Source organism: Mycobacterium sp., assembly GCF_004298145.1.
In the GTDB taxonomy this organism is placed as follows: domain Bacteria; phylum Actinomycetota; class Actinomycetes; order Mycobacteriales; family Mycobacteriaceae; genus Mycobacterium.
In genome coordinates this window covers 86,169-104,602 of record NZ_SCRH01000052.1, presented here as the reverse complement: position 1 = coordinate 104,602, position 18,434 = coordinate 86,169, and the positions used below count along the sequence as shown (strand labels likewise).

The following is an 18,434-nucleotide window of genomic DNA, read 5'->3' as shown; positions in this document are numbered from 1 at the left end:
AGCGCGTCACGCAGTTACGTGAGCGGCATGCACGTCGTCGGCCGGTCGCGCCTCGGTCTGCTCCTTGGCCCAGCGGTAGTCGGGTTTGCCGGCGGGCGAACGCTTGACCTCGTCGACCAGCCACAGGCTGCGCGGCACCTTGTATCCCGCGATCTCGGAGCGCACGAAACTGTCCAGCTCCGACAGCGCGGGGCGGGTGCCCGGCCGTGGCTGGACGACCGCGGCGACATGCTGGCCGTAACGCGGATCGGGCACGCCGACCACCAATGCGTCGAAGACGTCGGGGTGCCCCTTGAGCGCGGCCTCGACCTCCTCGGGGTAGATCTTCTCGCCGCCGCTGTTGATCGACACCGAGCCACGGCCCAGCATCGTGACGGTGCCGTCCTCCTCGACCGTCGCGAAGTCGCCGGGGATGGCATAGCGGACGCCGTTGATGGTCTTGAACGTCTCGGCGGTCTTCTTCTCGTCCTTGTAGTAGCCGACCGGGATGTTGCCCTTCTTCGCGATGAAGCCGCGCACCCCGGAGCCGGGCTTGACCTCGTTACCGTCCTCGTCGAGGACGACGGTGCGGTGGTCGATCGTCACGCGTGGGCCGCCACTGTGCGGTGCGTCCTTGGCGACGATGCTGGTGCCACCGAACCCGGTTTCCGACGAGCCGATCGAGTCGGTGATCACCCGGTTGGGCAGCAGCTCGAGGAACTTCTCCTTGAGGCTCGGCGAGAACAGGGCCGCGGTGGAGGCCAGCAGGAACAGCGACGACAAGTCGTACCCGTTCCCCTTGTCCTGCTGCGCCAGCAGCGCGTCCAGCAATGGCCGGGCCATCGCGTCGCCGGTGAAGAACAGCAGGTTCACCTTGTGGTCGTGGATGGTGCGCCAGACCTCGTCGGCATTGAATTCCGGTGCGAGAACGGTGGTTTGGCCCGAGAAGATCGACATCCAGGTGGCCGACTGGGTGGCGCCGTGGATCATCGGCGGAATCGGGTGGCGGACCATCGGCGGATTGGCCGCGGCGGCTTTGGCCAGGTCGTACTCGTCCTTGACGAATTCGCCTGTGGCGAAGTCGGTTCCACCGAACAGGACCCGGTAGATGTCCTCGTGGCGCCACATCACGCCCTTCGGGAAGCCGGTGGTGCCGCCGGTGTACAGGATATAAATATCGTCGGCGCTGCGCTCGCCCAGCAGCTCGGCGAAGTCGCGCTCGGGCGAACCCTGCGCGATCGCCGAGTAGAACTCGACGCCGCCGTAACGCTGGTAGTCGTTGTCGCTGCCGTCCTCCACCACCAGGATCGTCTTGACGCCCGCGGTCTCGGGCAGCACGTTGGCCACCCGGTCGGAGTACTGCCGCTCGTGGACCAGCGCGACCATGTCGGAGTTGTCGAACAGGTAGCGAAGCTCGCCCTCGACGTAGCGGTAGTTGACGTTCACCAGGATGGCGCCCGCCTTGACGATGCCGAGCATCGCGATGACGATCTCGATGCGGTTTCGGCAGTAGAGGCCGACCTTGTCGTCCTTTTTCACCCCCTGATCGATCAGGTAGTGGGCAAGGCGGTTGGCCTTCTCCTCCAGCTGGGCGTAGGTCAACTTCTCGTCGCCGCAGATCAGGGCGACACGGTCGGGCACAGCGTCGATGGCGTGCTCTGCGAGATCGGCAATATTCAAGGCCACGGCCACCAAATTAGAACGTGTTACATTTCGTGGCAAGCTCGTGACCACTGTCGAGGGAAAGGCGGTTGCCGTGGCCGTGGAGAATGCCGGAGCCCCAGCAAACACAGAAAACGGCGAAACCGGACCTGACGCGCTGGTGGAACAGCGTGGTCACACCCTCATCGTGACCATGAACCGGCCGCACCGCCGCAACGCTTTGAGCACCGAAATGATGGAAATCATGGTCCAGGCCTGGGATCGCGTCGACAACGATCCCGATATTCGCTGCTGCATCCTGACCGGGGCCGGTGGCTACTTCTGCGCGGGCATGGACCTCAAGGCCGCGACCCAAAAGCCGCCGGGTGACTCATTCAAGGACGGCAGCTACGACCCGTCGCGAATCGACGCGTTGTTGAAGGGCCGGCGGCTGACCAAGCCGCTCATCGCGGCCGTCGAAGGGCCGGCCATCGCCGGCGGCACCGAGATCCTGCAGGGCACCGACATCCGGGTCGCCGGTGAGAGCGCCAAATTCGGCATATCCGAGGCCAAGTGGAGCCTGTACCCGATGGGCGGGTCGGCAGTGCGGCTGGTGCGCCAGATCCCCTACACGGTGGCGTGCGACCTGCTGCTGACCGGACGGCACATCACCGCCGCCGAGGCCAAGGAGATGGGCCTGATCGGCCACGTCGTTCCCGACGGGCAGGCGCTGACCAAGGCGCTCGAGATCGCGGAAGTGATCGAGAACAACGGACCTTTGGCCGTGCAGGCGATTCTCAAGACGATCCGCGAGACCGAGGGAATGCACGAGGAAGAGGCCTTCAAGCCCGATACCGCCAACGGGATACCGGTGTTCCTCTCCGAGGACTCCAAGGAAGGCCCGCGGGCGTTCGCCGAGAAGCGCAAGCCCAACTTCCAAAACCGCTAGACGGTCTCTTTCGCCGGCCCGTTGGCCGCCCCCTTTGGCCGCCCCCTTTGCGCCGAGCGTGACGTCACGGCGGCTTTTTGGCTCATTTTTCGCCCTGACGTCACACTCGGCGTCGCTGTCAGTGCTTGACCCCACACTGCTTGCGTGCGCGAACCCTTCATCGGCAGCGAGGCGCTCGCGGCCGGCACCCTGACGCGGTATCGGCTGCGGAGCCGGTTCGTGTCGCTGCACCCCGACGTCTACGTGGACCCCGGCACGGAACTGACCGCCACAACACGCGCATGCGCCGCGTGGCTGTGGTCGCGACGACGGGGCATCGTCGCGGGGCGCTCCGCCTCGGCACTGCACGGGGCCAAATGGGTCGACCACCGGGCGCCGGCGCAATTGGTCTACCAGCACCGCCGCCCGCCGGTCGGTATTAACACTTGGTCGGATTCACTGGCACACAACGAAATCCGGTTGATCGGCGACATACCCGCGACCTCCGCGGCTCGTACGGCCTTCGATATCGCTTGCCGCAACCCCATCGGCAAGGCGGTCGCGGCTCTCGACGCGCTTGCCCGGGCAACGAGACTCGACGTCGCCGAAGTCGAGTCGCTCACCCAGCGCTACAAGGGCCATCGGAATGTCCGCCGGGCGCGGCGCGCGCTGACAATGGTCGACGCGGGGGCGGAGTCACCACGCGAGACGTGGTTGCGACTGCTGCTCATTGACGGCGGTTATCCGCGCCCGAAGACGCAGATTCCCGTCTACGGCGAGTACGGCGAGCTTGTCGCCGTACTCGATATGGGTTGGGAAGACATCAAAGTCGCAGTCGAGTACGACGGAGATCACCACCGTAGCGATACGAGGCAGTTCAACAGGGACATCGCCCGTATTGAGGCGCTGACGATGGAACTGGGGTGGATCGTCGTCCGGGTGACCACGGTGGACGTTCCCGGCGGGATTCTCCGGCGGGTGGCGGCGGCGTGGGCGCGCCGAACGTGATCTCAGGGCGAGAAATCAACCGAAATCTCGCCGTGAGAACACGCTCGGCGCGGGGGCCCAAACGCATCAGCCCAACAGCGGGGCGCTCGGGGTGAACACCACCGGCATGGCTTCCAGGCCGCTGACGAAGTTCGCTCGCCGCAGCGGCAAAGCCGAGTCGTCGGCCAGTCTCAGATCCGGCAGCCGCTTGAGCACCCGCTCGGTCATCATCGACAGCTCCAGCCGGGCCAGCTGATTCCCCAGACAGAAGTGCGTGCCGAAGCCGAAAGACACGTGGCTGTTCGGGTTTCGCCGGATGTCGAAGCTGTCCGGATCTTCGAACACCGACTCGTCGAAGTTGCCCGATTCGAACAGCAGCATGATCTTCTCGCCCTCATGCAGTGAGGTGCCGTGAAAGTCCGTATCAGCAGTCAAGGTTCTGCACATGTTCTTGACCGGCGACGTCCAGCGCAGCATCTCCTCGATGGCGCCGGGAAGCAACGAGGGGTCGCGCACCAACGCATCCCACTGGTCGCGGTGGCGGACCAGCTGTTCGGTGCCGCCGCTCAAGGTGTGCCTCGTGGTCTCGTCGCCGCCGATGAGGATGAGTAGCGTCTCCATGACGATCTCGTCGTCACGGAGGCGCTGCCCTTCCACCTCGGCGTTCACCAGGATGGAGAACAGGTCATCGGTGGGCTCGGCTCGCCGCTTGGTGATGATGTCCATGGTGAATTCGGTGTACGCGGCGAATGCGGCCATCACCGCCTGGGCTTCGTCCGACGCGGGGTCGATGTGCGAACTCAGCCCGCAGACCAGGTCATCGGACCATTTCAACAGCATGCCGCGTTCGGAGGGCAGCACGCCCAGCATGTCGCCGATCACCGCCATCGGCAGCGGGGCGGCGATATCGCGGACGAAGTCGCACTCGCCGCGCTCACACACCGCGTCGATCAGGGTGTCGCACAGCTTCGCGATGGACGGCTCCTTCTCCTTCACCCGCTTGCGGGTGAAGCCGGCGTTGACCAGCTTGCGCCGCAACAGATGTGCGGGATCGTCCATGTCGATCATGTAGGGCATACCCGGCTGCTCGGGGCGGATCCCGCCGGTGCTGGAGAACAACTCCGGATTGCGCTCGGCGTCGAGGATGGCTTGATAGGTGGTGGCACCGGCCAGGCCATTGCGGTCGCGAAATACCGGCTGGTTGGCGCGCATCCAGCGATAGGCCTCGCGTGAGGCGCGACGGTCGGCGTAGAAATTGCCGTCGGTCAGGTCGATGTTCGAAATTGCTTCCGGGATGGTCGAAGTCATCTACAGCCTCCAAATGTTGACGAACGGATTACAGTAACCGGCATGGCTGAGTCACAACACATCGTTGCGGGGACAGTCCTCACCATGCCGGTGCGGATACGAAAAGCGGACGTGCACACCGCGATGTTTTCGGTGGATGCGCAAGCGGCGCAACGCCTTATCGACTACAGCGGCCTGCAGGTCTGCCAGCACCGGCCCGGCCGGGCGGTGGTCAACCTGATGCTGGCCCGCTATATCGACGGCGACCTGGGGCAGTACCACGAATTCGGCACCTGTGTGATGGTCAACCCGCCCGGTTCGACGGCGCGCGGCTGGCGGGCGCTGGGCGACGCGGCCGCGTTGATCCACCATCTGCCGGTCGACCAGAGCTTCACCCTGGAAGCCGGGCGCTCCATCTGGGGATTCCCGAAGATCATGGCCGACTTCACCGTTCGCGAGCACGGCCGGTTCGGATTCGACGTCAGCGCCGACGGCGCGCACATCGCCGGCATCGACTTCGCCCGGGGGTTGCCGGTGCCGTCCCTGTTCACGTCGCGGCCGCAGGTGCTCAAGACGTACACCTTCGCCGACGGCACCACCCGCGAAGTGCCCTGGGAGATGCGGGTGCGCGGGCTGCGCGGTCGGGTCGGCGGCGCGACGTTGCGACTTGGCGATCACGCCTACGCCAAAGAGCTGGCATCGCTGGGCCTGCCGAAGCGGGCGATGGTCTCTGGATCTGTCGGCCACGTCGAGATGACATTCGGCGACGCCCACCCGCTCGGCTGACCGGCCGGACCGGTGTCGATTGCCCGCGTCCACCTCATCGCGCTGCATCGTCGCCGGGCGGGCCATCCCGACAATCTAGAACGCGTTCTAAGCCACTGGCAAGAAAGCTAGAACGTGTTCCAGTTTTCCGTGCGCGACTGTCAGATCAGGCTCGCCAGCTCGCGGACCTGCTCCGTACTGCGGCCAGACACCACCATCATGGTGACGCCGGCGGCCTCCCAGGCCTTGATCTGCTTACGCACGTAGTCGACGTCGCCGACGATCGCGGCGTCGTCGATCACCTCGTCGGGGATGATTTCCGCGGCCTTGTCCTTCTGGTTGCCGCGGAACAGCTTCGTCACGTCGTCGACCACCTCGGAGTAGCCCATCCGGCGGTAGACGTCGGCGTGGAAGTTGGTGTCCTCGGCGCCCATCCCGCCCATGTAGAGCGCGATGTAGGGCTTCATGGCCGCGAACGCGGCGCTGCGGTCCTCGGTGATGACGATGTTGGCCGTCGCGCAGATCTCGAAGTCCTCGCGGCCGCGGCGTGCGCCCGGGCGGGCGAACCCCTCGTCCAGCCATTCGTTGTAGGTGTCGGCCATGCGCGGCGTGTAGAAGATCGGCAGCCAGCCGTCGCAGATTTCGGCGGCCAGCGCGACGTTCTTCGGACCCTCGGCGCCCAGCATGATCGGGATGTCGGCCCGCAGCGGATGGGTGATGGACTTGAGCGGCTTGCCCAGACCTGTCGCCCGCGCGCCGGTCAGCGGCAGCGGGTAGTGCGGCCCGTCGCTGGTCACCGGCGCCTCCCGCGCCCACACCTGCCGGATGATGTCGATGTATTCACGGGTGCGGGCCAGTGGCTTGGGAAACGACTGGCCATACCAGCCCTCGACCACCTGCGGGCCGGAGACGCCGAGGCCGAGGACGTGTCGGCCGCCGGACAGGTGATCGAGCGTCAAAGCGGCCATGGCGCAGGCCGTCGGGGTGCGGGCGGACAGCTGGACCACCGAGGTGCCCAGCCGCACCCGGGACGTCGACGAGCCCCACCAGGCCAGCGGTGTGTAGGCGTCGGATCCCCACGCTTCGGCGGTGAAGACGGCGTCGTATCCGGCCTCCTCGGCCGCGGCGACGAGCTCGCCGTGGTTCTCCGGCGGCTGAGCGCCCCAATATCCCAGCTGCAGTCCCAGCTTCATCGTCTTAACCCTTCCGCAGACCCGATGTTGAATCCGTTCTTAGAACCTGTTCTACTCGATGGCGTGACAGCCAGCTCGAGTAGCCCGCCCCTGATGGATCACCCTGAGCCACCGCTCTCCGCGCCATTGACGTTGTCCTTCGACTACACCCGTTCGGTCGGCCCCACGCTGAGCAAGTTCTTCACCGCACTGCGTGATCGCCAGGTCCTGGGGGTGCGCGGATCGGATGGCCGGGTGCATGTGCCACCGGCGGAATATGACCCGGTCACCTATGAGCCGCTGGGCGAGATGGTACCGGTGTCCAGTGTGGGCACCGTCGTCTCCTGGACGTGGCAGCCCGAACCGATGGAGGGTCAGCCACTGGACCGGCCGTTCGCCTGGGCGCTGATCAAGCTCGACGGCGCGGACACCCCGTTGATCCATGCCATCGATGTCGGAGCTGCGGATCCTTCCGCGATCAAGACCGGCACCCGGGTGCATGTGCACTGGGCCGACGAGCCGGTGGGCGCCATCACCGACATCGCGTACTTCGAGCTGGGCGATGAGGCCGAAGCCGTCGCGGAACAGTCTGACGGTGAAAAAGACCCGGTGACCATGATCGTCACGCCGATCTCGCTGACCATTCAGCACACCGCCTCGCACGAGGAGAGCGCCTACCTGCGCGCCATCGCGCAGGGCAAGCTGCTGGGCGCGCGCACCGGCGAGAACGGGAAGGTCTATTTCCCGCCGCACGGCGCGGACCCGGCCACCGGCCAGCCGACGACCGAGTTCGTCGAGCTGCCGGACAAGGGCACCGTGACGACGTTCGCGATCATCAACATCCCGTTCCAGGGCCAGCGCATCAAGCCGCCGTACGTGGCCGCCTATGTGCTGCTCGACGGATCCGACATCCCGTTCCTGCATCTGGTCGCCGACATCGACGCCCACGAGGTACGGATGGGCATGCGGGTGGAAGCGGTGTGGAAACCCCGCGAGGAGTGGGGTTTTGGCATCGACAACATCGAGTACTTCCGGCCGACCGGGGAACCCGACGCCGACTACGACACCTATAAGCACCACCTGTAAAGGGCTTAGGAACACATGAGCGCTCGCAACGTTGCGGTGGTGGGCTTTGCCCACGCACCACACGTCCGCCGCACCGACGGCACCACCAACGGCGTCGAGATGTTGATACCGTGCTTCGCCGAGCTGTACGAGGAGCTGGGCATCGAAAGGACCGACATCGGCTTCTGGTGTTCGGGATCGTCCGATTACCTTGCCGGGCGGGCCTTTTCGTTCATCTCAGCGATCGACTCCATTGGCGCCGTTCCGCCGATCAACGAATCGCACGTCGAGATGGACGCGGCGTGGGCCCTCTACGAGGCCTACATCAAAATCCTGACCGGTGAGGTCGACACCGCGCTGGTGTACGGCTTCGGGAAGTCTTCAGCCGGAAACCTGCGCCAAATCCTGTCGCGGCAGACCGACCCGTACACCGTGGCGCCGTTGTGGCCCGATTCGATCTCGATGGCGGGGCTGCAGGCCCGCGTCGGGCTCGACACCGGTAAGTGGACCGAGGAGCAGATGGCGCGCGTGGCGTTCGACTCCTGGGCGAACGCCCGCCGGGTGGACAGGCTGGAACCGGGAATCAGCGTGGCCGAGTTGCTCGACCGGCCGTACTTCGCCGATCCGCTGCGGAGGCACGACATCGCACCGATCACCGACGGCGCCGCGGCGATAGTGCTCGCGGCCGGGGACCGGGCGCGCGAGCTGCGCAAGAACCCCGCCTGGATCACCGGGATCGAGCACCGCATCGAAACCCCGTCGCTGGGCGCGCGCGATCTCACCGAGTCCACGTCGACCAAGGCCGCGGCCCGCATCGCCACCGGCGGCAGGACCGACAACCTGGACGTGGCCGAGATCTGCGCGCCCTTCACCCACCAGCACCTGATCATCGCCGAAGCCATCCGGGTACCGGGACCGACGAAGGTCAATCCGTCCGGCGGCGCGCTGGCGGCCAACCCCATGTTCGTCGCCGGCCTAGAGCGCATCGGCTTTGCAGCACAACATATCTGGAACGGTTCCGCCGAGCGGGTGCTGGCGCACGCCACCAGCGGGCCCGCGCTACAACAGAACCTGGTCGCGGTCATGGAAGGGAAGAACTGATGGCCGGTGCAGGGCCGAACATTGCTGCGGTACTAGGTACCGGACAGACGAAGTATGTCGCCAAGCGCCAGGATGTTTCGATGAACGGCCTGGTGCGCGAGGCGATCGATCGCGCGCTGGCCGACTCCGGTTCCACCTTCGACGACATCGACGCCATCGTGGTCGGCAAGGCACCGGACTTCTTCGAGGGCGTGATGATGCCCGAGCTGTTCATGGCCGACGCCATGGGCGCCACCGGCAAGCCGCTGATCCGGGTGCACACCGCGGGATCGGTCGGCGGCTCCACCGGCGTGGTGGCCGCCAGCCTGGTGCAGTCCGGCAAGTACCGGCGCGTGCTGGCGATGGCCTGGGAGAAACAGTCGGAATCAAACGCGATGTGGGCGTTGTCAATTCCGATCCCCTTCATCAAGCCGGTGGGTGCTGGCGCGGGTGGCTACTTCGCCCCGCACGTGCGCTCATACATCCGTCGATCCGGCGCGCCGACGAACATCGGTGCCATCGTCGCGGTCAAGGACCGGCTCAACGGCAGCAAGAATCCGCTGGCGCATCTGCACCAGCCCGACATCACCCTGGAGAAGGTGATGGCGTCGCCCATGCTGTGGGACCCGATCCGCTACGACGAGACATGCCCCTCGTCGGACGGCGCCGCCGCCGTCGTGATCGGCAACGAGGAGGCCGCCGAAGCCCGCTTGGCGCAAGGCAATCCGGTGGCATGGATCCATGCCACGGCGCTGCGCACCGAACCGCTGCAGTTCTCCGGGCGCGACCAGGTCAGCCCGCAGGCCGGCCGTGACGCGGCCGCCGCGCTGTGGAAGGCCGCCGGCATCACCAGCCCCATCGACGAGATCGACGCCGCGGAGATCTACGTGCCGTTCTCCTGGTTCGAGCCGATGTGGTTGGAAAACCTCGGGTTTGCGCCCGAGGGCGAAGGCTGGAAACTCACCGAAGCGGGCGAAACCCGGATCGGCGGCCGGCTGCCGGTGAATGCGTCGGGCGGTGTGCTGTCGTCGAACCCGATCGGCGCCTCGGGCCTGATTCGCTTCGCCGAAGCGGCGATCCAGGTGATGGGCAAGGGCGGCGACCACCAGGTGCCGGGGGCGCGAAAGGCATTGGGACACGCCTACGGTGGCGGTTCGCAGTATTACTCCATGTGGGTGGTCGGCGCCGACAAGCCCGCGGCCCAAAAGCTCGACGCGTGAGCGCGCCGATGACTGAGCATCCCGCGCACGAGGCCGGCCGCCGCTCCCGCGAGGCGGTGGCGGCCAGGGACAAGGATGCCTGGCTGGCGGTGTTCGCCGACGACGCCATCGTCGAGGACCCGATCGGCCCCTCGGCGTTCGACCCCGAAGGCAAAGGGCACCGCGGCCGGGACGCGATTTCGGCGTTCTGGGACAAGGCCATCGCCCCCACCGCGAAGATCGAGTTCGTTTTCCGCGACACGTATCAGTGCGGCAACGAGGAAGCCAACGTCGGGCACATCCTCATCACCACGGGCGAATACCAGACGACCGCCGAGGGCGTGTTCACCTACAAAGCCAACGACGAGGGCAAGCTCGCGGCCCTGCGCGCCTATTGGGAGATGGACCGCGCGGCGGCCAACACGCGCAAGGTCTAGATCGGCTCCAACCCGGCCAGATGCCGCTGGGCGAGATCACGGTAGGCCTGCGGATTCACCGTGACCCACAGCTCGGCGCCGGTTCCGGCGACCGGGCCCTTGATCTGGGCCGGCGCGCCGACGGCCAGCATCCCGGCCGGGATCTGGGTGCCGGCCGTGACCAGTGAATGCGCCGCAACAAGGCTGCGCGCGCCGATCACCGCGCCGTCCAGAACGGTGGCGTGGTTGGCGATCAGCGCCTCGGACCCCACGTGCGCGCCGTGTATCACGCACAGATGCGCCACCGTCGCACCGGGACCGATGTCCACCGGGATGCCGGGAGGGGCGTGCAGCACCGACCCGTCCTGCACATTGGCGCCCTCGCGCACCACGATGGGCCCGTAGTCGCCGCGCAGTACGGCGTTGAACCAGATCGAGGCCCCCGCCTCCACGACGACGTCGCCGATCAGAGTGGCCGTCGGGGCCACGAAAGCGGTGGGATCGACCCGTGGTGACCGGCCCTCGAACGCAAACAGCGGCATCGTCTAGATATACCCCAGGATGCATATGACCGAGCCAGGCTTGCCTTCGTTGCGCGCCCCCGGCGCAAAACTGTAACGTGTTCTAGTTAGAGGGCCACTAGTTGGAGGTGACAGGTGAGTACCGACACCAAGGCGGTTGGCATCCGGGAAATCGATCCCGGTGCTTTGCCGACCAGATACGCCCGCGGCTGGCACTGCCTGGGCGTCGCGAAAGACTTCCAGGACGGCAAGCCGCATTCCATCGAGGCTTTCGGCACCAAGCTGGTGGTCTTCGCCGACTCCCATGGGGACATCAAGGTCCTCGACGGCTATTGCCGGCACATGGGTGGAGACCTGTCGAGGGGCACCATCAAGGGCGACGAGGTCGCCTGCCCGTTTCACGACTGGCGCTGGGGCGGCGACGGCCGCTGCAAGCTGGTGCCGTACGCCAAGCGCACGCCCAAGACGGCGCGCACGCGGTCGTGGGCGACGGACGTGCGCGGCGGGCTGCTGTTCGTCTGGCACGACCACGAAAACAATCCGCCGGATCCCGCCGTGCAAATCCCGGACATCCCGGAAGCCCACAGCGACGAATGGACCGAGTGGCGATGGAACAGCATCCTCATCGAGGGGTCCAACTGCCGCGACATCATCGACAACGTCACCGACATGGCGCACTTCTTCTACATCCATTTCGGATTGCCGACGTACTTCAAGAACGTCTTCGAGGGTCACATCGCGTCGCAGTACCTGCACAACGTGGGCCGGCCCGACGTGAGCGATCTCGGCACGTCTTACGGTGAGGCACACCTGGATTCCGAGGCGTCCTACTTCGGGCCGTCGTTCATGATCAACTGGCTGCACAACAGCTACGGCGACTACAAGGCCGAGTCGATCCTGATCAACTGCCACTACCCGGTGACCCAGAACTCGTTCGTGCTGCAGTGGGGCGTCACCGTGGAAAAGCCCAAGGGCATGGATGACAAGATGACCGACAAGCTGTCGAGGGTGTTCACCGAGGGCGTCAGCAAGGGATTCCTGCAGGACGTCGAGATCTGGAAGTACAAGACCCGCATCGACAATCCGCTGCTGGTCGAGGAAGACGGCGCTGTCTACCAGCTACGCCGTTGGTATCAACAGTTCTATGTCGACGTCGCCGACATCGAGCCGGAAATGGTGGAACGCTTCGAGATCGAGGTGGACACCACCCGCGCCAACGAATATTGGAACTCCGAGGTCGAGGAGAATCTCAAGGCCAACGGAACAGAGGCGGACGAGACGGTTTCCGGCGACGTCCCGGCGGAGCACCACTAGGAATCATGGGCGACGATCAGCCAGCGGTACCTGACGTCGATCGGCTTGCGCGGTCGATGTTGCAGCTGCACGGCGATCATCACGACCACAAGGAGGAGCCCGCCCGCGACGGTGGTTCTGGATCATGGTCGAAGTCAAGGGATTTCGCCAATGATCCGCAGCGGGCGGCGGCGGTGGCCAATGCCAGCCGCGCCGACCGTGAGCGCTACCTCAACTCGGGTCTGTTACCGGTGGACTGCCGTTTCTGCCACGTCCGCGTCACGGTGCGCCGGCTTGGGCCGGGGCACACTGCCGTGCAATGGAACACCGAAGCGTGGCAGCGTTGCGCGCACTTCACCGAAGTGCGCGCGTCCGGTGGCGATACCGCGCGCACCCGGTCCTGCCCCAAACTGACCGACAGCATTGAGCACGCCGTCGCCGAGGGCTACCTCGAAAACGAGGCCGACGCCTAGTCACCGCGTACCGTCGGCGCCACTTGGAAAGGTGTCGCCAGTTGCGCTCTCGCCGCGGTCACAGCCCGGCGAAGCGCTCCTTGACCGTCTCGACACTGAGGCCATAGTCGGCCAGCGAGTAGGAATGCTTCGGCGCGCGCTCACCGGACTGGCTGTCGGCGTGGGTCCGTTCCATGGCGGCTCTGGCCTCATCGGTCAGTGTCAGACCGAAGTGCCGGTAGACATCGGCCACGGTGCCCATCGGATCGGCGATCAGTTCCCTGTAGTCGACGTCGTAGAACTGGGCGGGACTGTATTTGGCTCGGGCGGTGTTGAAACGCTCCAATCCTCGCGACCAGGTTTCCATTGCGTCAGCACCGATTTGGGCCCCGGTGAACGATGTCGACCATCCCTCGGCGGTGTGCTGCGCCAGCGAGCACATCGAGGCCATGATCGTTTCGACCGGTCGATGAGTCTGGATCACCAGTGCGTCGGGGTAGGTCGCCATCAACGCGTCCAACGCGAACAGGTGGCTGGGATTTTTCAGCACCCACCGCTTGTCGGCGTCATTGAGCCCGATCAGCTGAAGGTTCCTGCGGTGCCGCCGATATGACGGTGTCCAGTCCTGCCCCGACAGCCAGTGCGCGTAAGTCGGGAGATGCGCCAGCGTTTCATAGGACACCGAATGCAGCGACTGCCGCAACAGCTGCCAGCACTCCTCCAGCTCGTATGCGGCCATGAAATGCAGGCCGGTGTAGCCGGGGTTGTCCCGGTGGTGCTTGGTGAATTGCGCGTCGAGCTGGCGGTACAGCGGGTGCGACTCCCACGTCTCGCGCGGCGGACGCGGTTGCGGGAATTCGGCCAGCCACATGTGCAGGCCCTGATGCGCCGGGTCGGCACCCAGAAGACGGTGCAACGCCGTGGTTCCGGTGCGCACCAGTCCGGTGACGAAAATCGGGCGTTCGATCGCGACGTCGGCGTGCTGCGGGAACTGCTTCCACGATGCCTCGGACAGCAACCGGGCCACCAGCGCGCCGCGCAGGAAGAAGCGATTCATCTTGCTGCCCAACACCGTAAGGCCGGCTTCACGCCGGTAGGAGTCCAGCAGCACTGAAAGCGCTTCGCGATAGTTGTCGTCGTCGACGCCGAAGTCGTCGAGCCCGGTCAGCTTGGTGGCCGATGCGTGCAGCTCGTCGACGGTACCGATATCGGTGCGATCGCTCATTGTCGCGCCGCCTCCTGCTCATCGCCGCGCCCTGCATCGTCAGCGCCGATCATCAGGTGTGATACTCCCCGCAGTTGACGTCCAGGGTCTGTCCGGTGATGCCGCTGGACAAGTCACTGGCCATGAACAAAATTGCCGAGGCGACCTCGTCCTCGGTGGGCAGCCGCTTGAGGTCGGAGTTCGCCGCGGTGGCCGCATAGATCTGCTCGGCCGTGGTGGCGTACTTGCTGGCCTGATGGTTGAAGTAGGCCTGCAACGTGTCACCCCAGATGTATCCGGGCGCAACGGAATTGACGCGGATTCCCTGGTCGCCGAGCTCGGTGGCCAGCGACTGCGACATGGACAGTAGCGCAGATTTGGCCATCTTGTATGCGCCGTACTTGGCTTGTGAGTGCCGGATCACCATGGAGTTGACGTTCACGACCGAGCCCTTGGATTCCGCCAGCGCCTCGGTAAAGCCCTGGATCAGCCGCAGCGCACCGAGCGCGCTGAGTTCGATCGCGTCGCGAATGTGCTGAAACGTGGTGCCGGCCAACGGCTTCATCGACGGCACCCGGAACGCGTTGTTGATCAGCACGTCGACCTTGCCGTAGGCGTCCAGCGTGGCGGCGACGAGGTGGTTCACCTGGCCGTCATCGGTGATATCGGTGCGCACCGTCGTCGCACGGCCCCCGATGTCGGCGATCTGCTTGGCGACGTCGTCCAGGCGTTCCGGCGTGCGGGCCGCCAGCACCAGGTCGGCACCCTCTCGCGCGCATCGGTGCGCCAGCGTCGTACCCAGACCCGGGCCGACGCCGCTGATCACCACAACCTTGCCATCGAGCAACTTCGTCATCCCAGCATCCTCGCCTGAATTTGTTGATGACGCAGGGCGATTCGCGCGCGCCAGTCTTCCTCGGAAATTTTGTTATGGTCGAAATACGGCAGCGTTGCCGGTACGGCGTCGCAGTCGACCAGCTCGACGGTGGGACCGTCGGCATCGGTCAGTTGACGCGACACCCGCTGCCAGCGGAACTGCAAGATGCCCTTCCGATGCCCGAGCGTCTCCACCCAGTTGGTCACGCCGGGGTTCTGGTCGGCGACGACGATGCGCACCTTGCCGTCCGGATCCGCTTGCGCCTGAGTGTTGTTCAGCGACGTCTGGTGGTTGATGTAGTCCAGCGAGATGTACCACAGGCTGCCCAGCTGGAACCCGAGGTAGGGAGCGTCGGTGACCGGGATGGTGATCACCAGCGCCTGGTCGGGCCGCAGCTCGTAGTGCCCGACCGACGAGTACTGGGTCGCCAGCCCGCCGGGCGTCAACCGGGGTGCGACCATCGTGTTGACCGGGATGTTGAAATAGAACCACTGCGGGAACTGCAGCCACGTCTTTACCCGGTTCACAAGTTGCTTTCCGGCTGTGGCAAAACGCTTTTCGATGGTTGTGCGAGTGAGCGGCGGCGGGGCGGTGCCCGCGGTGTCCAGCCGGGAAATCGCCAGCGTGCCACGCTGCGCCGCCCAGTCGCCGTACACCTCGCGGATGACCAGCTGTCCGGGGCTGGTCGGTCGCACCCGCCACTCGAAGCTGCCGTCGGCGGCGATCTGCAGCTCCCGGTCGTCGAACGCGGCCTGGCTGGCGGGCACGTTGTCGTCGGTGTACTCGCCACCCAGCAACTGGAAACTCAGGTCGGTGGTGGTGCCGCGCCGGCCGGTGACGACGTAATCGTGGTCGGCGTGCACCCGGGTCCCGAAGTACAGCGTGTCGGGGTTGTCCAGGCCCATCTTGGTGAACGGCCCGGTGCCCGACTGCAGGAAGGGGTGGTCGCGGTCGTAGTCGAAGGCCAGATGCGTGCACGCCGCGATACACCCGGCGAGATATTGGAGTCCTTCGAGCAGGTCGGCTTCGGTCTCGATGTGCGGTGCGGCGGCGACAAGTTCTTCGGCCTCGGCGATCGCGGAGGTGAGAGGATCAGAGAACACGCCTAGACGCTAGAACGTGTTCTACTTTTTCGTCAATGGCCAACGTTCCCGCGCGTCGGCCGCGGGGTTCAAAGACGACGCAGATTCGCTAGGGTGCGCACTGCTGCGACAGGTCGATCAGATGCTGCCGCACGTCGGGATGCCGGTTCAGGTAGTCCATGACGTTGCCGTTGCCGCCCTCGGCCTGGGATTTCGCCTGCAGTTGCTGGTGCAGGTCCGGGTGCTTCTGCAGGTACGAGTCGATGGAATTACCGACGGTCTGATCGCACGGAGGACTGGCGCTGGCCGTGGTCGCCAGGGGCAGCGCGATCACCGTCGCGGCGGTCACGGTCAATAGCCCCCCGGCGAGCAGGCCGAACAGTCCGCGGCGACGAGCGCCGACTGCGTTGGATGTGCTCATGCGTACCAGGCTACGCGCGGTAGCTTTGCCTGGCCTGTGCCTGCCGCCCCGGAAACGGCGGGTCAACGCGAGGCCGCGGCGCCGCTCTCCTGCTCGCGCTTGATCTCGAGCGCGATGTCGATGAGCTGGTCCTCCTGGCCGCCGATGAGTTTGCGCTGGCCGGCGCGGTGCAGCAGCTCATGCGCCGGGACGCCGTAGCGCTCGCCCTGGCGGATGGCGTGCTTGAGGAAGCTGGAGTAGACCCCGGAGTAGCCCATGATCAGGGCGTTGCGGTCGAGCAGGCACTCGGCGGGCATGGCGGGGGCGACGACCTCTTCGGCGGCGTCGGCGATGTCGAAGAAGTCGATGCCGGTCTTGACGCCGATCTTGTCGAACACCCCGATCAGTGCCTCGACGGGGGCGTTGCCCGCCCCGGCGCCGAAGCGGCGGCAGGAGCCGTCGATCTGCTTGGCGCCGGCCCGCACGGCCTCGACACTGTTCGCCACCCCGAGCCCGAGGTTTTCATGCCCGTGAAAGCCCACCTGGGCGTCGTCGCCGAGTTCGGCCACCAGCGCGGCGACCCGGTCCCGCACGCCTTCGAGAACCAGCGCCCCGGCCGAATCGACCACGTAGACGCACTGGCAGCCGGCGTCGGCCATGATGCGGGCCTGGGCGGCCAGCTTCTCGGGCGAGATGGTGTGGCTCATCATCAAGAACCCGACGGTTTCCAGGCCGAGTTCGCGGGCCAGGCCGAAGTGCTGGATCGACACGTCGGCCTCGGTGCAGTGCGTGGCGATCCGGCAGATCGAGCCGCCGTTGTTCTGGGCCTCTTTGATGTCTTCCTTGGTGCCCACGCCGGGCAGCATCAAAAAGGCGATCTTCGCCTCTTTGGCGGTCTCGGCGGCGAGCTTGATCAGCTCCTGCTCGGGGGTCTTGGAGAACCCGTAGTTGAAGCTCGAGCCGCCCAGGCCGTCGCCGTGGGTGACCTCGATGACGGGCACCCCCGCGGCATCCAGGGCGGCCACGATCGCGCCGACCTCGTCGGCGGTGAACTGGTGGCGTTTGTGATGGGAGCCGTCCCGCAACGACGTGTCGGTCATCCGGACGTCCCACACCGGGTTGAAGAAGATGTCACTCATGATTGGGCTCCTCGGGCCGTCGCGGTCAAGGATTCCTTGGCGATCTGTTCACCGACCTTGGTGGCCGCAGCGGTCATGATGTCCAGGTTGCCCGCATACGGGGGCAGGTAATCGCCGGCGCCCTCGACTTCGACGAACGTGGTGACCAGGGCCTGGCCGCCGGAGTTGATCGACGGGTCGTCGAATTGGGGTTCGTTGAGCAGCCGGTAGCCAGGCACGTAGGTCGCCACCTCGGCCACCACGTCGTGGATGGATTTGGCGATCGCGTCCCGATCGGCGTCCTCGGGAATGGCGCAAAAGATGGTGTCGCGCATGATCATCGGCGGGTCGGCCGGGTTCAAGATGATGATCGCCTTGCCCCGCTTGGCGCCGCCGATGGTCTCCACACCCCTGCTGGTGGTCTTGGTGAACTCGTCGATGTTGGCCCGGGTGCCCGGCCCTGCCGACAGCGAGGCCACCGAGGCGACGATCTCGGCATAGGGCACGCCACCGAGGTCGGCCACCGCACGCGAGACCGCAAACACGATCGGGATGGTGGCCTGCCCGCCACAGGTGATCATGTTGACGTTGGGCGCATCCAAATGCTGGCGCAGGTTGGCCGGCGGGATCACCGCGGGGCCCACCGCGGCCGGCGTCAGGTCGATGGCCCGGATGCCGGCGGCCTCGTACTTGGGGGCCGCGTCGCGGTGCACGTAGGCGCTGGTGGCCTCGAACACCAGATCGGGCTTCTCCGACTGCGCCAACAGCCAGTCCACCCCCTCGTGGGTGGTCTCCAAGCCCAGCTTGCGGGCCCGCGCCAGGCCCTCACTGTCCGGGTCGATGCCGACCATCCAGCGCGGCTCCAGCCACTCCGATCGCAACAGCTTGTACAGCAGGTCGGTGCTGATGTTGCCCGACCCGACAATTGCCACACTCGCCTTAGCCGGCATGATGCCCCTTTTCGAAGC

The 18,434-nt window shown here is 65.9% G+C and carries 19 protein-coding genes; 9 read left to right on the top strand and 10 right to left on the bottom strand.

The genetic code is table 11. From position 1 onward, the window contains the following. Nucleotides 1–6: 6 nt before the first annotated feature. Entirely contained in the window at nt 7–1,671 is a 1,665-nt protein-coding gene (locus tag EPN51_RS22060; protein ID WP_293046931.1) for an acyl-CoA synthetase, read from the bottom strand. A 70-nt stretch (nt 1,672–1,741) separates the two neighbouring features. Between EPN51_RS22060 and EPN51_RS22055 the strand changes: the two genes are divergently transcribed. Further along, nucleotides 1,742–2,569, top strand: a complete 828-nt coding sequence (locus tag EPN51_RS22055; RefSeq protein WP_293047000.1) for a crotonase/enoyl-CoA hydratase family protein — start codon at nt 1,742–1,744, stop codon at nt 2,567–2,569. Between the two features lie 144 nt (nt 2,570–2,713). Next, nucleotides 2,714–3,556, top strand: a complete 843-nt coding sequence (locus EPN51_RS22050) for a hypothetical protein (protein WP_293046930.1) — start codon at nt 2,714–2,716, stop codon at nt 3,554–3,556. Nucleotides 3,557–3,622: 66 nt separating this feature from the next. Here the strand turns inward: EPN51_RS22050 and EPN51_RS22045 are convergent, their stop codons facing one another. Further along, nucleotides 3,623–4,831 carry a cytochrome P450 gene (locus EPN51_RS22045; RefSeq protein ID WP_293046999.1) on the bottom strand — a complete coding sequence of 403 codons (1,209 nt, stop codon included), beginning with the start codon at nt 4,829–4,831 and terminating at the stop codon, nt 3,623–3,625. Nucleotides 4,832–4,885: 54 nt separating this feature from the next. Between EPN51_RS22045 and EPN51_RS22040 the strand changes: the two genes are divergently transcribed. After that, nucleotides 4,886–5,608 (top strand): acetoacetate decarboxylase family protein, encoded by a 723-nt coding sequence (locus tag EPN51_RS22040; RefSeq protein WP_293046928.1) that lies wholly within the window; start codon nt 4,886–4,888, stop codon nt 5,606–5,608. Between the two features lie 140 nt (nt 5,609–5,748). Here EPN51_RS22040 and EPN51_RS22035 read toward each other — a convergent pair whose 3' ends face one another. After that, the gene (locus EPN51_RS22035; protein ID WP_293046927.1) at nt 5,749–6,780 is read right to left on the bottom strand and encodes an LLM class F420-dependent oxidoreductase; all 1,032 of its coding nucleotides are present in this window, start codon (nt 6,778–6,780) and stop codon (nt 5,749–5,751) included. A 63-nt stretch (nt 6,781–6,843) separates the two neighbouring features. On the opposite strand from EPN51_RS22035, the gene EPN51_RS22030 reads away from it, so the two are divergent. From EPN51_RS22030 to EPN51_RS22015, 4 genes are read left to right on the top strand one after another with little or no spacing between them, the layout of a single operon-like run. Further along, nucleotides 6,844–7,845 carry an OB-fold nucleic acid binding domain-containing protein gene (locus EPN51_RS22030; protein ID WP_293046925.1) on the top strand — a complete coding sequence of 334 codons (1,002 nt, stop codon included), beginning with the start codon at nt 6,844–6,846 and terminating at the stop codon, nt 7,843–7,845. 15 nt (nt 7,846–7,860) lie between these two features. Beyond that, nucleotides 7,861–8,925: a thiolase domain-containing protein gene (locus EPN51_RS22025; protein WP_293046924.1), complete on the top strand. Its 1,065-nt coding sequence runs from the start codon at nt 7,861–7,863 to the stop codon at nt 8,923–8,925. Next, nucleotides 8,925–10,124 (top strand): thiolase domain-containing protein, encoded by a 1,200-nt coding sequence (locus tag EPN51_RS22020; protein ID WP_293046922.1) that lies wholly within the window; start codon nt 8,925–8,927, stop codon nt 10,122–10,124. Before EPN51_RS22025 ends, EPN51_RS22020 begins: the two co-directional genes overlap by 1 nt. Nucleotides 10,125–10,132: 8 nt before the next feature. After that, a complete protein-coding gene (locus EPN51_RS22015; protein WP_293046920.1) occupies nt 10,133–10,540 on the top strand; it encodes a nuclear transport factor 2 family protein in 408 nt (135 codons plus the stop codon). Here the strand turns inward: EPN51_RS22015 and EPN51_RS22010 are convergent. Then, entirely contained in the window at nt 10,537–11,061 is a 525-nt protein-coding gene (locus tag EPN51_RS22010) for a gamma carbonic anhydrase family protein (RefSeq protein ID WP_293046918.1), read from the bottom strand. The two genes, EPN51_RS22015 and EPN51_RS22010, sit on opposite strands and share 4 nt — an antisense overlap. 114 nt (nt 11,062–11,175) lie before the next feature. Between EPN51_RS22010 and EPN51_RS22005 the strand changes: the two genes are divergently transcribed. After that, on the top strand, nt 11,176–12,354 hold the full coding sequence (locus EPN51_RS22005) for a Rieske 2Fe-2S domain-containing protein (protein WP_293046916.1): 1,179 nt from the start codon (nt 11,176–11,178) through the stop codon (nt 12,352–12,354). A 5-nt stretch (nt 12,355–12,359) separates the two neighbouring features. Then, the gene (locus tag EPN51_RS22000) at nt 12,360–12,806 is read left to right on the top strand and encodes a hypothetical protein (RefSeq protein WP_293046914.1); all 447 of its coding nucleotides are present in this window, start codon (nt 12,360–12,362) and stop codon (nt 12,804–12,806) included. 58 nt (nt 12,807–12,864) lie between these two features. Here the strand turns inward: EPN51_RS22000 and EPN51_RS21995 are convergent, their stop codons facing one another. The 6 genes from EPN51_RS21995 to EPN51_RS21970 all read right to left on the bottom strand — a co-directional run bounded on the left by EPN51_RS21995 (nt 12,865) and on the right by EPN51_RS21970 (nt 18,416). Beyond that, entirely contained in the window at nt 12,865–14,010 is a 1,146-nt protein-coding gene (locus tag EPN51_RS21995; protein ID WP_293046912.1) for a sulfotransferase, read from the bottom strand. Nucleotides 14,011–14,062: 52 nt separating this feature from the next. Then, nucleotides 14,063–14,845: an SDR family oxidoreductase gene (locus tag EPN51_RS21990; RefSeq protein WP_293046910.1), complete on the bottom strand. Its 783-nt coding sequence runs from the start codon at nt 14,843–14,845 to the stop codon at nt 14,063–14,065. Further along, the gene (locus tag EPN51_RS21985; protein ID WP_293046909.1) at nt 14,842–15,969 is read right to left on the bottom strand and encodes a hypothetical protein; all 1,128 of its coding nucleotides are present in this window, start codon (nt 15,967–15,969) and stop codon (nt 14,842–14,844) included. The genes EPN51_RS21990 and EPN51_RS21985 overlap by 4 nt, the downstream gene beginning before the upstream one ends. A gap of 88 nt (nt 15,970–16,057) precedes the next feature. Continuing rightward, nucleotides 16,058–16,369 carry a hypothetical protein gene (locus tag EPN51_RS21980; RefSeq protein ID WP_293046907.1) on the bottom strand — a complete coding sequence of 104 codons (312 nt, stop codon included), beginning with the start codon at nt 16,367–16,369 and terminating at the stop codon, nt 16,058–16,060. A gap of 62 nt (nt 16,370–16,431) precedes the next feature. Next, nucleotides 16,432–17,487, bottom strand: coding sequence for a 4-hydroxy-2-oxovalerate aldolase (gene dmpG, locus EPN51_RS21975; RefSeq protein ID WP_293046905.1), 1,056 nt, complete (start codon nt 17,485–17,487; stop codon nt 16,432–16,434). Continuing rightward, nucleotides 17,484–18,416 (bottom strand): acetaldehyde dehydrogenase (acetylating), encoded by a 933-nt coding sequence (locus EPN51_RS21970; protein ID WP_293046903.1) that lies wholly within the window; start codon nt 18,414–18,416, stop codon nt 17,484–17,486. The genes dmpG and EPN51_RS21970 overlap by 4 nt, the downstream gene beginning before the upstream one ends. Between the last annotated feature and the right edge of the window lie 18 nt (nt 18,417–18,434).

Excerpts from the sequence above, each read along its gene's own strand:
- EPN51_RS22040 (WP_293046928.1), top strand. The coding sequence starts at position 4,886 with ATGGCTGAGTCACAACACATCGTTGCGGGGACAGTCCTCACCATGCCG.
- EPN51_RS22035 (WP_293046927.1), bottom strand. The coding sequence starts at position 6,780 with ATGAAGCTGGGACTGCAGCTGGGATATTGGGGCGCTCAGCCGCCGGAG.
- EPN51_RS22025 (WP_293046924.1), top strand. The coding sequence starts at position 7,861 with ATGAGCGCTCGCAACGTTGCGGTGGTGGGCTTTGCCCACGCACCACAC.
- EPN51_RS22020 (WP_293046922.1), top strand. The coding sequence starts at position 8,925 with ATGGCCGGTGCAGGGCCGAACATTGCTGCGGTACTAGGTACCGGACAG.
- EPN51_RS22015 (WP_293046920.1), top strand. The coding sequence starts at position 10,133 with ATGACTGAGCATCCCGCGCACGAGGCCGGCCGCCGCTCCCGCGAGGCG.
- EPN51_RS22010 (WP_293046918.1), bottom strand. The coding sequence starts at position 11,061 with ATGCCGCTGTTTGCGTTCGAGGGCCGGTCACCACGGGTCGATCCCACC.
- EPN51_RS22000 (WP_293046914.1), top strand. The coding sequence starts at position 12,360 with ATGGGCGACGATCAGCCAGCGGTACCTGACGTCGATCGGCTTGCGCGG.
- EPN51_RS21995 (WP_293046912.1), bottom strand. The coding sequence starts at position 14,010 with ATGAGCGATCGCACCGATATCGGTACCGTCGACGAGCTGCACGCATCG.
- EPN51_RS21990 (WP_293046910.1), bottom strand. The coding sequence starts at position 14,845 with ATGACGAAGTTGCTCGATGGCAAGGTTGTGGTGATCAGCGGCGTCGGC.
- EPN51_RS21980 (WP_293046907.1), bottom strand. The coding sequence starts at position 16,369 with ATGAGCACATCCAACGCAGTCGGCGCTCGTCGCCGCGGACTGTTCGGC.
- dmpG (WP_293046905.1), bottom strand. The coding sequence starts at position 17,487 with ATGAGTGACATCTTCTTCAACCCGGTGTGGGACGTCCGGATGACCGAC.
- EPN51_RS21970 (WP_293046903.1), bottom strand. The coding sequence starts at position 18,416 with ATGCCGGCTAAGGCGAGTGTGGCAATTGTCGGGTCGGGCAACATCAGC.